The sequence below is a fragment of the Archaeoglobus sp. genome (genome assembly GCF_017656475.1).
In the GTDB taxonomy this organism is placed as follows: Archaea; Halobacteriota; Archaeoglobi; order Archaeoglobales; family Archaeoglobaceae; genus Archaeoglobus.
Window position 1 is genome coordinate 1 of sequence record NZ_JACDNT010000043.1, and the last position, 11730, is coordinate 11730.

Genomic DNA, 11730 nt, shown 5'->3' on the forward strand with positions numbered 1-11730 from the left:
TCAAGTTTCACATCGAGGTTTGTTAGAGTGGGAAATAATTTCGGGAAAAGACATATTGTGATAGAATTCGTACTGAACTGCTGCGGGGTTAGAAATCCCTAGGCGTGTCAGAGTCTAATGGATGAGTGTTTGATTGATTTTAGGCCTTCTACAAATTGAAAAGGTTAAATTACACCTTAATGGGAATTTAGCATTGGAGAAGAGTGGTGCAAGTAGTTTATCTGCTATCTCTATAAAGCATCTTGAATAACAACCCAAAAAGGTTATACGTGTTCGTTGCTATACCCATGCATGGGGGAAAATCGAAACTCTCCTGAGAATACCGCTCGGAATATTTTACGGGCTGATTTTGGACGTGCTTGGGATTGTAGTGGCTGTGCTGTGGATATTTCTCTTCCTGTATACGCTGATTCTCGGAAAGAGGCATAGAGGTGCAGCGGAATTTATGAACGGCTATGTTTCGCTTATGTATAGGGTATACAGGTACCTGTCTTTTGCCACGAACGAGAGGCCGCAACTGAATCTCCAGCCCGCTGAGCCACTCGATCTCTAAAAAAGTTGTATCTTTAACTTTATTTGTTGTCAATTCCACTCGCCTTCACAAGGGGGACTCACCAAGAGAGATGAAGAGTCGCAGTTTCATTGAAAGCCCGGTTTCTTTTTCTTTTCGCTATACATGCTTCTACCCGCCTCCCTGATGTGAATCGTATTGTTCACCTTGAGCACGACAAAGTCCTCGATCGGAGAGACCGCTTAACAGCTTTACTGGTCCTCGAATCAATCTCTTGCAACCTCGTTGCCACCCCTTTGCGATTAAACACTTTTACAAGCTTGTGAATCTCGGCTGAATCGTCGAGCTGATCGATGTTAAATATCTCTTCGGTATTTTTATGGCCTTCACCAAACGAGCCACCATGCCAAAATTTTTAACTCCTATACCAGAGATGAGGGCGTGATTAGAAAACTTGGAAAGACCCTTGAACTTGCAAAGGAGAGCAGAGTAACGATTATTGCGGGAAGAACTCCCTATCACCTCATGTGCACACCAGAGAACCTCATCGAACTTGCGGTCGGCTTCATAATTTCCGAAGGGATTGCCAAATCGGTAGATGAAATCGAGATTTCAAAGGTTGAGGATAACCTGATTTACGTTAAAATGAATGGAGAACATAGCTCAACCACCATAACGTCTTCAGGTTGCATCGGAGTCTTCAGGGAGAGAGAAGAAATACCCAAGGTTAAAGCTGGGGAAAAGTTCACGCTTGAGGAGGTAGAGAACGCTCTACAGTACCTTGAAACTGAAGAATATAGAAGAACGAGAGGTTATCACACTGCTGTTATAGTTAGCAAGAACGGAATCGTGTCGAGAATGCACGACGTGGGAAGGCACAATGCTGTGGATAAGGCAATAGGCTCATTGCTGCTCAAAGGTGTCGAGCCAGGCAAGGTTTTCCTTTTGCTCTCAGGCAGGATTTCAAGGGGAATGGTGATGAAATGTGCGAGGGTGGGAATTCCGTTGATAGCCTCAAAAGCAGCGATACTTGATTCTGCAATAGAGGTGTGCGAGAAAAGCGGTATAGCTGCAGTATCGTTTGCAACAAACATCGCTGTTGAGGGAGAGGCTTTGGAGCATGATTGAAAAGGCAATTTTGAGGCGGATCGAGGAGTTCAGGCAGCTTGGAGAAAAGGGGGAGGTTGTGTTTGATTTCAGGCCTTTTCTCGATTTAAGTCTAAAAGCTAACATCAAAACCGAGCTTGCCTTCTGTATCTCAACAGCCAACTCATCCGCAACGGCAGGTTTGAAGTTTCAGAAACTTCTTGAAGAAAGAGTAAGCGTTGACGAGGCTCTCAAAATGGCTGGAGTGAGGTTTCACAACAGAAAATCCGAGTACATCAGGGAAGCCTTCGAAAACTTCGAGCTTGTTGAAAAAGCTTTGGGATTTGAGAGCGAGAAGGCGAGAAAAATTTTGCTCAAAATAAAAGGTCTTGGAATGAAGGAGGCAAGCCACTTTTTGCGGAATGTCGGGAGGGAGGATGTTGCCATAGTTGACCGACACGTTCTCAGGTGGCTTGAAAAGCAAGGCTTCGAAATTCCTAGTAATATGACCCCCAAGAGGTATCTGGAAATGGAAAAACTTTTGAGGGATATCTCGGAAGAGAGGAGAGAAACTCTGGCGGAAATGGATTTGAGGGTATGGGCTGAAATGACGGGGAAGGTTCTGAAGTGAGGTGCTGGTTATGAGGTCGATATTCTGGGACAACGGGCTGAAGCTTATCGACCAGACAAAGCTTCCTGAAAAGCTGGAAATTATTGAATGCAGAAACATAGAGGAGCTGGCTGATGCAATAAAAAGGCTTGCTGTAAGGGGCGCTCCGGCACTTGAAGCTGCTGGAGCGTATGGCATCGCCTTGGCTGCTAGGGAGAGGGAATTTGAGACTGTTGATGAGCTTAAAGATTATCTCAGAAAGTCCGCTAAGTTCCTTGCGTCAACTCGTCCCACAGCCGTCAACCTCTTTGTCGGAATAGAGAGGGCGCTTAATGCGGCATTAAAAGGAGAAAGCGTTGAGGAGGTCAGAGAGCTTGCGTTGATGGAGGCTGAGAGGCTGGCTGAGGAGGATATCGAGAGAAACAGGAAGATGGGAGAGTACGGGGCAAAGCTGCTTGAAGATGGCGACACCATCCTTACCTACTGCAACGCTGGCAGACTGGCTACTGTTGACTGGGGAACAGCTTTGGGGGTAGTCAGGAGTGCTGTAAAAGAGGGAAAGAGAATCAAGGTTATCGCGTGCGAAACAAGGCCGCTTAATCAGGGATCAAGGCTCACCTGCTGGGAGCTTATGGAGGACGGAATTGACGTCACTTTGATAACAGACTCGATGGTGGGCATAGTGATGCAGAAGGGGATGGTTGACAAAGTTATCGTCGGGGCGGACAGGATTGTCAGGGATGCTGTTTTCAACAAAATAGGCACCTACACAGTCTCAGTTGTTGCCAAGCATCACGGCATCCCGTTCTACGTCGCTGCTCCGAAGGCGACATTTGATTGGGGTAAGAAAGCAAAGGATGTCGTGATTGAGGAAAGACCAAGAGAGGAGCTCATTTACTGTGGAAACAGGCAAATTGCTCCCCTCGACGTGAAGGTTTACAATCCGGCTTTCGACCCGACACCCCTTGAAAACGTAACGGCACTCATAACGGAGTACGGAGTGATAGAGCCACCCTATGATGTCAACGTTCCAAAAATTTTGAAAATTTAAAAATTATTTCTTCCTGAGTGTGAAGCTCATAAGGGCTGCTATGAAGGCGAGCACTCCGGCTATCAGGAAAGCGATTTCGTAGCTTCCAGTAACGTCAAAGACGTATCCTGCCATTATGGGCCCCACAAGCCCTCCAACTCCGTATGACGTGAAAACCAGCCCGTAGTTGACTCCGAGATTTTTTGTACCGAAGAAGTCACCTGTGGCTGAGGGGAAAAGGGAGAAGTTCGCTCCGTAGTTGAAGCCGATAATTGCTGCGCAGATGTATATTGTTATGAGAGTCAGGGCGATGTGCGGGAAGGTTATGAGCGTTGCAGCCTGTATCAGGAATAGCAGAAACATTGTTGTCGCTCTGCCAATTTTGTCAGACAGCGCTCCTGCACCGGGTCTGCCAACTGCATTTGCCACAGAGAGAATGCTAACCGCGAATGCTGCTGCAAGCGGCTCCACACCATGTTCCTGCGCGTAGGGGGCGATGTGTCCAATCACCATAAGTCCAGCAAGAGCCATGAAGAAGAAGCTCAGCCAGAGGGTGTAGAATCTGATGTCCCTCAGCATTTCCGAAGGGCCGAACTCTTTTTTGCCGGTTTCAACAACTGTAACTTCCTGCTTCGGGTTTGAGACAGAGCTTTCCGGTGGATTTGCGAGCATTGATGCTGCCAGGACGGCAACAATGAGAAGAATAACTCCAAGAATGTAGAAAGTTTGACCAATACCATAGGTGTCAATCAGTATTCTTTCAAGAGGAGCAAATATCAAAGCACTCAATCCAAATCCCATGACAACAAGGCCGGTGGCGAGTCCCACTCTTTCTGGAAACCACTTTCTTGCCACGGGAATTGGGCATGCGTAGCCCAAACCACAGCCCGCACCGGCAACCACACCGTAGGTGAGTATCAGCCAGTACGGATTCTGTATCGTTTCGATAAAGCCGGAAAGAAGAAATCCGACTCCCAGAAGCACTCCTCCGAGCATTGCAACCTTTCTGGGGCCTATCCTGTCCTGAGTTCTGCCTGCAGGAACCATCATTATGGCGAAAATCAGGAGGAAGATTGAGAATGGGAGAGAGGCTATGGTTTTACTCCAGCCAAATGTGTCCATCAGCGGCTTGACAAAAACGCTCCAGGCGTAAACTATGCCCAGCATGAGGTTCAGCAGAAATCCGGCAAAGATTACTAGCCACTTTGACGCCATTCAATCCACCTAAAAAATTAAGATTTGGCCCCCTCAAGGGCCGACTTAATCATCTCATAGGCTCTCTTCGCTTCTTCCACAGCCACCTCGCTCTCAAGGGTTGTAATATCTCCAAGCTCCTTGCCCTCAGCCACAGCCCTCAGCAACCTTCTCATTATCTTACCGCTTCTTGTTTTTGGCAAGGTGTTGACGAAGGTTATCACAGCATCACTTGCAACCACAGGACCAAGAGTCGCTCTGAGGTGTTTCTTCAGCTTGTCCACCATTTCTGGTGACGGCTCAACGCCATCTCTAAGCACCGTGTAGATTATAGGAATCTCCCCCTTAACCGGGTCGGATTTGCCGACGCATGCTGCTTCAGCAACATCTGGATGGGAGACCATGGCAGACTCAATCTCGGCAGTACCGATTCTGTGCCCCGCAACCTTCAGAATGTCGTCCGCCCTTCCCAGAACCCAGACATAGCCATCTTCATCGAACATGGCGAAGTCGCCGGTGTAGTAGTACCATCCCTTGCTCTTGTACTTGCCGAAATAGACGTCGATGTATCTGTTCGGGTCTTTGAAGAGAGTCATGAGCATTCCGGGCCATGGTGTTGAAATGACCAGATATCCCCTCTCCCCTGGCTTCACAGGATTGCCCTCATCGTCTAAGACCTCCATCCTCACTCCCGGAATGGGGTAGCCATTAGTTCCGGGCTTGAGCGGGATGATTTTGCCCAATCCCGGGAAGTGATCTGTCAGCATACCCCCAGTTTCAGTCATCCACCAAGTGCTTGAGCAAACCACATCCTCCTTTCCAAACACCCTGTAGTACCATCTCCATGCTTCGGGATTGATTGGCTCCCCAACACTGTGGATTATTCTGAGCGTGGACATGTCGTATTTGGTGTAGTTCTCCTCCGGGAAGCGCATGAGCATTCTTATGGCTGTTGGAGCGGTGTAGAATATCGTCACACCGTACCTTTCAATCATCGCCGCCCATCTGCTAATGTCTGGGAAGTCCGGAGCACCTTCATACATGACTGAAGTGGCACCCGTCATCAAAGGCCCGTAGACAATGTAGCTGTGACCCGTAATCCATCCAATGTCTGCGGTGCACCAGAAGACGTCATCATCCTTTATGTCGAATATGAGCTTCATTGTGGTGTAGAGGTGGACGGCGTAACCGCCAACTGAGTGCTGAGCACCTTTAGGCCTTCCTGTTGTTCCTGAGGTGTAGAGGATGAAGCTGAAGTCCTCGGAACCCATTCTTTCGCATTCAACCTTAACGTTCTTCCCTATGTCTTCCATCAGGTCTTCAAACCAAACGTCCCTGCTTTCATCCCATGGAATCTCATTTCCTGCCCTTTTAACCACTATAACCTTCTCGACCTTGTGCCCCTCCTGCTCGCAGATTTTAACAGCGTCATCGACTATCGCCTTTAGGTTGAGAATTTTCCCTCTCCTGTAAACCCCATCGGCAGTAACAACATATCTCGCTCCGGCATCCATGATTCTGACAGCTAAAGCCTGAGCGCTGAATCCGCTGAAAACGATGCTGTGCTTCGCCCCGATTCTCTGAACACCGAGCATGAAAAGCGGCAGTTCGGGAATCATGGGAAGGTAGAACGTCAGAATCTCGTCCTTCTTAACGCCGAGCTTATCCTTCAGCATTGCAGCAATTCTGTTGGATTCCCTGTAAAGGTCGTAGTATGTGAGCTTTCTGACCTCTAACGGTTCGCCATTTTCCGTTACTGGCTCACCTTCCCATATTATTGCCACCTTGTTCTTCCTTCCCTGCTCAATCTGCCAGTCAGTGCAGAGGTAGGCAAGGTTCGTCTCTCCCCCGACAAACCACCTGTAGAATGGCGGGTTGCTATCGTCAAGAACCTTGTTCCACTTCTTGAACCAGAAAATCTCGTTTGCCCACTTTTCCCACCACTTTTCAATCGACTCTTTATCCTTTATCGTATCCTTGTGAAACTTTCTGTAGTCCTCTATATCCCAAACTCTGTCTTTCCAGCTCGGAGGAATTATGCGGTTCTCAAACTCCTTTTTCATGGCTTCCATGGGGTCTGTCATCTAAACCACCTCCTCAAACCTCTCATCTATTTATCACCAAAAATAGGTTAAATTATTGATATTTAACTTTATTTGAGATTAAAGATTAAAAATGTGAATTTTAGCGGATATTAGTACACTTTTGTTCAAGTTTATTCTAAACTGCGCAGTAACGCAACATTTTTGTGCGAAAGAGTAATTAATCAGTCATATTAAACAAGAACAATGACCGAAAGATTGAGTATCTCCATTGATAACACATCAAAGGAAAAGTTAGAGAAACTGAGGAAAATGACTGGTAAAAGCACAAGCGAGATTATTCGTGATCTTATTGACCTTGGATACGATATTTACAAGCTTGGTGTCGATTCACAATCACTCGAGGCTTGGGTAGATTATCTGGCAAAGAGGCAGCATATGATCCTCGATATTGAGCACTGGAGGGTCATCTTCAACGAAATTGAAGATTCTGACAACTCTGACTTCTGGAGGCAGATGGAGGAGATTGGCTTAAGCCATGCACTGCAGTACAAGATGAAGGGTCTCGATACTGTCGAGAAAATTCTCAGGTATGTGGAGAAGGCAAACTGGTATGAGATAAAAGATGAGGGAAATGGTGTTTACACACTCATACTCAACGACCTGAAAATCAAGAGATTCGTAAGAACTTTTCTCGAAAAGGTCTTTGAGGGTCAAAACCTTAAGGCGGAGATAAAAGAGGGGTTTGGGAAATTAATAGTTGTCGAAAAATAGTTAAACTGCAGCCAGCTCAAGCTCCTTAAACTTGCTCATCAGCCTGTCTTTCTTTTTGCCATCCTCTAATACATGCTCAAGAACTTCGTTGATTCTCGAAACAGGGATTACTTCAATCTTGCCCTCGTGTTCGGCGTCGAGCAGCACATCGTCTATGTTGTCCTTTGGTATGATCACCCTCTTAAGCCCTGCCTGAATTGCCGCTTCGATTTTCTGAGTCACTCCTCCAACTGGCAGCACCTCCCCCTTCACCGAAAGGCTTCCTGTCATGGCAACGGACTGGTCAACGGGTATGCCTTCTATTGCCGAAATAACGGCTGTTGCTATGCTTATGCTTGCTGAATCGCCCTCAACCCCCTCGTAAGTTCCAACAAACTGGATGTGCACGTCCATATTGGATATATCTCTCCCTGTGTACTTCTTGATGATTGCAGAGACGTTCATCACAGCCTCTCTGGCAATCTCCTGCAGTCTGCCTGTGGCTATAACTCTTCCCTCCGACTTGCTCATTGACGGTGTTACTTCAGCAATGATTGGCAGAACTATCCCTGCAGACTCGCCTATAACTGCCAAACCATTAACACGGCCGATTTCGTATCCATCAGTGATGAAGAGCTTGTAGTCCTTCCTCCTCTCTATGTACTTGTCTGCAAGCTGCTCCTCTATTGTTTTGGCTATCTTCTTCGCCTTAAGAACATGCTCAAGCCTCACAATGTCCGATCCTTCACTTTTTGCAATGTCACCAGCAGTCCTTACGAGCCCTCCAAGCTCCCTCAATCTTAGCGTGAGGTGGTTCCTTCTTCCCGCTCTTCTCCTCGCTTCCCTGATAATCTCTGCCACAGCGTACTTGTCGAAGTGCGGAATCTTGCCGTCCTTGACAACCTCCTGAGCCACGAACCTCACAAGCTTTTGCCTGTTTTCAGGAGTGTCTGGCATCGTGTCGTTCATGTACACCTCATAGCCGTAACCTTCGATTCTGCTCCTCAGCGCGGGGTGCATGCCCATGAGAGCATCAAGGTTGCCAGCAGCGACGAGAATGAAGTCACATGGCACTGGCTCAGTCCTCACCATTGCACCGCTGCTCCTCTCACTCTGGCCCGTAATTGGGAACTTTTTATCTTGCAAGGCCGTGAGAAGTTTCTGCTGCGATTCGATTGTGAGTGTGTTTATTTCGTCAATGTAGAGCACTCCCTTGTGGGCCCTATGAATGGCTCCAGCTTCAACTCTCTCGTGTGCGGGAGTTTCCAAACCTCCGCTCTGGAAGGGATCATGCCTAACATCGCCAAACAGCGCTCCAGCATGAGCTCCAGTGGCATCTTCGAATGGAGCGGTGGTCTTTTCAGAATTATCCACGAGCAGCTTCGGCACATTTCTGTCCTCTCTCGGGATGAAGTAGCGGGACATCATCAGTATCAGCACTGCAGCAATAATGCCCCAGATCAGGTTTCCGGGATTGGTGAGAACCGTGTAGCCTATAACGAGGAAGACGAGAGTGAAAATGAGAAAGTTCCTTGCCTGAGCCTTTTTCATCGCCTCCTCCTTGTACGCCTCCACTATTTCCCTTCCCTTTCCTGCCGGAACAAGCCTGATCTTTGGCTGGTTTGGATCCTGGGGATTGGGGTAGACCAAGATATCTTCAAGCTCCTCCTTTGGCAGCAACTCTGCCATCGCCTTGGCAAGCATCGACTTTCCTGTTCCGGGGGAGCCTATGAGCATCACATGCCTTTTCTGAACTGCAGCCTTCTTTATTGCCTCTACCGCATGGTCCTGACCGATGACTTGATCTACTAGCCTCTCAGGAACGGAAACATCCTTTGTGGATTCAAATTCCAGCCCGCCAAGGATCTCGTTTATGTCCTCATTCATTCTCCCTCACATTAGACAAACGTGTTAAAATAACTTAGCTCAGCATTCTGCACTTGCTCAAAAACCATACTTCAAGCTTTATACATTCTTTGGCATCACAGTCCACCTCTGTGCAGGCAAAGCATGGCGGATAGCCTGCTACTTCTTCCATTCTGTCAAGGACAGCCTTTAAGTCCAGCTCTTCCTCCTCTTCATCCTCCTCTTCCGCTCCTGCCGGGATTATCTTGAATGTCTTTACACCGTCAACTACAACCTCAACTCTCTTTATCAAGCCCTCTTTCTCGAGTTTCCTGAGAATTCTCGAACACTTGCTGCTGTCTATGTTGAGCTCTTTCCAGAGGTCTTTCTGAAGAACAGCTCCCCTCTCCTCAAGAATCTTTAAAATTTCCTCTCTTGTATCGGTAATCTGAAACTCGGTCATTCTTCTTGTGGCTGTATCAGAACAACGTTGTTTCCTCTGAGAACTATCTCTCCAAGGCTTCTAACCTTCTCTTCTCCTCTGCACTCCATTGCGTTGGTTAGATACAAGTTCATGTAGTCGTCAACGCCCTCAAGTTTTCCGACTAACTGGTTCTCCTCTCCTTTCATTTCTACCCTTATAATCTTACCGACCATTGACTTTACCATTTGATTTGGAAGCACCATATCACCCCTCTGCGTTGTGCAGAAAAAGTATATAACAACTCATTTTAAAATCTTTCCCAATGATAGTGGTAACAGGAGGAGCGGGATTTATAGGCAGTCACATCGTGGATAAACTGTCAGAATCGAACGAAATAATAGTTATTGATAACCTTTCGAGTGGAAAAGAGGAGTTCGTCAATGAATCTGCAAAGCTCATTAAGGCTGATCTGGCGAAAGACGACATTGTGGATTATTTGAGGGGGGCTGAAGAACTCTGGCACATAGCAGCCAACCCTGATGTGAGGATTGGAGCGGAGAATCCGGACGAAATTTACAGAAACAACGTTCTTGCCACATACAGACTACTTGAGGCTACGAGAAAAGCTGGAGTTAGCAAAATAATTTTTACCTCCACCTCTACTGTTTACGGAGAGGCTGAGGTAATCCCGACACCCGAAGACTATCCCACACACCCGATTAGCCTTTATGGAGCATCAAAGCTTGCCTGTGAGGCCTTGATTGAATCCTACTGTCACACCTTCGACATGCAGGCTTGGATTTACAGATTTGCAAATGTCATAGGGAGAAGAAGCACTCACGGAGTAATCTACGATTTCATAATGAAGCTGAAGAGGAATCCGGAGGAACTGGAGATTCTTGGAAATGGAGAGCAGAACAAGTCATATATTTACATAACAGACTGCGTAGAAGCGATGCTCGCAGGACTTAAAGGTGATGGGAAAGTCAACATATTCAACATCGGCAGCGAAGACCAGGTTAAGGTGAAAAGAATTGCCGAGATAGTAAGCGAGGAGTTCGGACTGTCACCTAAATTCAGATTCACTGGAGGAGATAGGGGATGGAAAGGTGATGTGCCGGTGATGCTTCTCAGCATAGAAAGGCTCAAGAAGCTGGGATGGAGACCAAGATACAGCAGCGAGGAGGCTGTGAGGATGGCAACCAGAGATCTCATCGAAGATTTAAACAAACAAGACTGAGAAGATAACCGCAAAGATTCCTGTAAGGAAAATCCCGTCAAATGTTCCTGCACCGCCTATACTCACAACACCTGAGCCTATTTTTTCCAAGTCCTTCAGATGCAGTATGTCAGCCCCAAAGAGGGCTGAAAGAACTCCTGTGGAGAAGGCGAGTTTGGGTAGCAGAAGGACTGGGGCATCAATCATCATGAGGGTTAAGAAGCTGAAAAACGCTGCTGTGAGCGGGGGTATGAGCATTGGGACCACGATCCCTACATTTGGCACGGGTCTGGCGAAGTAGTATATCACCGCTGATGCCAGCAGAAACGTCGCAAGCCAGGCGGAGAAAGGGATGTAACGCAGCAAATCAAAGAGAGCTTTTATGGCGAGAATTGAGGGGAAAACGCACCCACCGAGATTCACGGCAACTACCATTTTCTGCCTTTTCTTAACCGCATACATCAAACCAAAAACTCTGTATGTGGTTTCGTAAACCACACCTTCTCTCTCGTAGATGGGGATATTGATGAAACTCCCAATAAGTATAAAGAGGAAAATCAGCATAGCCGTTTCGGCATCTACACCAAAGACAAGCTGAAAAACCGCTGTTCCTGTGAAGAGAAACATCAGGAGCAGTAGAGGGAGGAAAATAAGCAGTAAGAAGAGAGGCAGGATTAAAGGCGGAAAAATGTAGTCCCTCATCTGACTCTTCTTCTGTCAACGACGATGAAATCTTTTAGAGATCTCACACACTCAAACGGGATTATATAAAGCCCCTCCTCCTTTTTGAAGTCGGGAATCTCATTTTCAGGCTTCACAAGAAGGTTTACTATTGTCCCGGTTTTGAAATCAACCGTTATGTTGTAAAGCGTTCCGACAACAGTTCCATCGGTAAGCACGACTGACTTTCTCGCCAGACTTCTCGCAGGAACGTACATGAACTAAATTTTCAATCCACCCATATAAATTTTTCCTGTTATCCTGCTGTGTGTCTTTTCCCGAAATTATTTCCCACT

13 protein-coding genes are annotated in these 11730 nt (G+C 47.0%); 6 read left to right on the forward strand and 7 right to left on the reverse strand.

What is annotated here, in order from left to right; genetic code table 11:
• Positions 1-313: 313 nt before the first annotated feature.
• The 4 genes from H0Z19_RS10075 (at position 314) to H0Z19_RS10090 (ending at position 3258) form a co-directional block, all read left to right on the forward strand.
• Entirely contained in the window at positions 314-553 is a 240-nt protein-coding gene (locus H0Z19_RS10075; RefSeq protein ID WP_290726298.1) for a DUF4389 domain-containing protein, read from the forward strand.
• Positions 554-952: 399 nt separating this feature from the next.
• On the forward strand, positions 953-1639 hold the full coding sequence (fdhD, locus tag H0Z19_RS10080) for a formate dehydrogenase accessory sulfurtransferase FdhD (RefSeq protein ID WP_290726278.1): 687 nt from the start codon (positions 953-955) through the stop codon (positions 1637-1639).
• Positions 1632-2228, forward strand: a complete 597-nt coding sequence (locus H0Z19_RS10085) for an N-glycosylase/DNA lyase (RefSeq protein ID WP_290726280.1) — start codon at positions 1632-1634, stop codon at positions 2226-2228. Before fdhD ends, H0Z19_RS10085 begins: the two co-directional genes overlap by 8 nt.
• A gap of 10 nt (positions 2229-2238) precedes the next feature.
• Positions 2239-3258, forward strand: a complete 1020-nt coding sequence (locus H0Z19_RS10090) for an S-methyl-5-thioribose-1-phosphate isomerase (RefSeq protein WP_290726281.1) — start codon at positions 2239-2241, stop codon at positions 3256-3258.
• A 3-nt stretch (positions 3259-3261) separates the two neighbouring features.
• On the opposite strand, the gene H0Z19_RS10095 is transcribed toward H0Z19_RS10090, so the two are convergent.
• Positions 3262-4452 carry an OFA family MFS transporter gene (locus tag H0Z19_RS10095; RefSeq protein ID WP_290726282.1) on the reverse strand — a complete coding sequence of 397 codons (1191 nt, stop codon included), beginning with the start codon at positions 4450-4452 and terminating at the stop codon, positions 3262-3264.
• Between the two features lie 17 nt (positions 4453-4469).
• On the reverse strand, positions 4470-6515 hold the full coding sequence (acs, locus tag H0Z19_RS10100) for an acetate--CoA ligase (RefSeq protein WP_290726284.1): 2046 nt from the start codon (positions 6513-6515) through the stop codon (positions 4470-4472).
• Between the two features lie 204 nt (positions 6516-6719).
• Between acs and H0Z19_RS10105 the strand changes: the two genes are divergently transcribed.
• The gene (locus H0Z19_RS10105; RefSeq protein ID WP_290726285.1) at positions 6720-7247 is read left to right on the forward strand and encodes a ribbon-helix-helix protein, CopG family; all 528 of its coding nucleotides are present in this window, start codon (positions 6720-6722) and stop codon (positions 7245-7247) included.
• On the opposite strand, the gene lonB is transcribed toward H0Z19_RS10105, so the two are convergent.
• Genes lonB through H0Z19_RS10120 form a run of 3 tightly spaced genes read right to left on the reverse strand, consistent with a single transcriptional unit; the run spans position 7248 to position 9755 of the window.
• A complete protein-coding gene (gene lonB, locus H0Z19_RS10110) occupies positions 7248-9113 on the reverse strand; it encodes an ATP-dependent protease LonB (RefSeq protein ID WP_290726287.1) in 1866 nt (621 codons plus the stop codon).
• A gap of 34 nt (positions 9114-9147) precedes the next feature.
• On the reverse strand, positions 9148-9534 hold the full coding sequence (locus H0Z19_RS10115) for an Lrp/AsnC family transcriptional regulator (protein ID WP_290726289.1): 387 nt from the start codon (positions 9532-9534) through the stop codon (positions 9148-9150).
• Positions 9531-9755, reverse strand: a complete 225-nt coding sequence (locus H0Z19_RS10120) for an LSM domain-containing protein (protein ID WP_365892704.1) — start codon at positions 9753-9755, stop codon at positions 9531-9533. Before H0Z19_RS10120 ends, H0Z19_RS10115 begins: the two co-directional genes overlap by 4 nt.
• Before the next feature lie 62 nt (positions 9756-9817).
• On the opposite strand from H0Z19_RS10120, the gene H0Z19_RS10125 reads away from it, so the two are divergent.
• A complete protein-coding gene (locus H0Z19_RS10125) occupies positions 9818-10735 on the forward strand; it encodes an NAD-dependent epimerase/dehydratase family protein (RefSeq protein ID WP_290726293.1) in 918 nt (305 codons plus the stop codon).
• Here H0Z19_RS10125 and H0Z19_RS10130 read toward each other — a convergent pair.
• Both H0Z19_RS10130 and H0Z19_RS10135 read right to left on the reverse strand, forming a co-directional pair.
• Positions 10718-11416, reverse strand: a complete 699-nt coding sequence (locus tag H0Z19_RS10130; protein ID WP_290726295.1) for a DUF1614 domain-containing protein — start codon at positions 11414-11416, stop codon at positions 10718-10720. The genes H0Z19_RS10125 and H0Z19_RS10130 overlap by 18 nt on opposite strands.
• Positions 11413-11652, reverse strand: coding sequence for a PRC-barrel domain-containing protein (locus tag H0Z19_RS10135; protein WP_010877866.1), 240 nt, complete (start codon positions 11650-11652; stop codon positions 11413-11415). Before H0Z19_RS10135 ends, H0Z19_RS10130 begins: the two co-directional genes overlap by 4 nt.
• Positions 11653-11730: the final 78 nt, after the last annotated feature.

Excerpts from the sequence above, each read along its gene's own strand:
- H0Z19_RS10085 (WP_290726280.1), top strand. The coding sequence starts at position 1,632 with ATGATTGAAAAGGCAATTTTGAGGCGGATCGAGGAGTTCAGGCAGCTT.
- H0Z19_RS10090 (WP_290726281.1), top strand. The coding sequence starts at position 2,239 with ATGAGGTCGATATTCTGGGACAACGGGCTGAAGCTTATCGACCAGACA.
- H0Z19_RS10095 (WP_290726282.1), bottom strand. The coding sequence starts at position 4,452 with ATGGCGTCAAAGTGGCTAGTAATCTTTGCCGGATTTCTGCTGAACCTC.
- acs (WP_290726284.1), bottom strand. The coding sequence starts at position 6,515 with ATGACAGACCCCATGGAAGCCATGAAAAAGGAGTTTGAGAACCGCATA.
- H0Z19_RS10105 (WP_290726285.1), top strand. The coding sequence starts at position 6,720 with ATGACCGAAAGATTGAGTATCTCCATTGATAACACATCAAAGGAAAAG.
- lonB (WP_290726287.1), bottom strand. The coding sequence starts at position 9,113 with ATGAATGAGGACATAAACGAGATCCTTGGCGGGCTGGAATTTGAATCC.
- H0Z19_RS10115 (WP_290726289.1), bottom strand. The coding sequence starts at position 9,534 with ATGACCGAGTTTCAGATTACCGATACAAGAGAGGAAATTTTAAAGATT.
- H0Z19_RS10125 (WP_290726293.1), top strand. The coding sequence starts at position 9,818 with ATGATAGTGGTAACAGGAGGAGCGGGATTTATAGGCAGTCACATCGTG.
- H0Z19_RS10130 (WP_290726295.1), bottom strand. The coding sequence starts at position 11,416 with ATGAGGGACTACATTTTTCCGCCTTTAATCCTGCCTCTCTTCTTACTG.
- H0Z19_RS10135 (WP_010877866.1), bottom strand. The coding sequence starts at position 11,652 with ATGTACGTTCCTGCGAGAAGTCTGGCGAGAAAGTCAGTCGTGCTTACC.